This is a genomic window from Pseudomonas sp. B329, assembly GCF_023127835.1.
In the GTDB taxonomy this organism is placed as follows: domain Bacteria; phylum Pseudomonadota; class Gammaproteobacteria; order Pseudomonadales; family Pseudomonadaceae; genus Aquipseudomonas; species Aquipseudomonas synxantha_A.
Map to the genome: position 1 here is coordinate 970 of NZ_SPKP01000066.1, position 449 is coordinate 1,418.

The 449-nt window shown below is 50.8% G+C and carries 1 pseudogene; it reads left to right on the forward strand.

From position 1 onward, the window contains the following. Positions 1-449 (forward strand): annotated as a pseudogene (locus E4P00_RS27835) (hypothetical protein); the annotation flags it as partial.

Here is a 449-nt window from a genome sequence, read left to right on the forward strand (position 1 = left end):
CAGCCGATGCCTGTGGCAACTGAGTAACGTCACCTTTGGCGTCACCTATGCCAACACGACGCACTTTGGGGATAACGTAAGGGCGGGTCCGGGAGGCGGGATTATTGTGATCTTCGATCAGAATCTGCCACAACAACGCTCGGCTTTTGAACCCGTTATAAACGTCAGTGGTGATCTGCAGATCAGCCAAGACTATTACCCTTGGGTTAATGAGAAATTTCTTGGCAAGCACGAAAAACTCGTTTGGTTAGTGGGCAAGGGTGAAATGTATTCTTATTTTCGCGCGCCGACGGCCAGAAAGATTTCGTTTGAACCGCTATTGCATGCCGACTACGTCGTCCACTCGGTGGAGCCCAAAGTGCACAAGGTGGGGGATTACACCCAAATCACCTACCCCGATGGCAGTGTTACGGCGGATGGCAAGAAACCAAGCTTTAAGAAGCTACAAG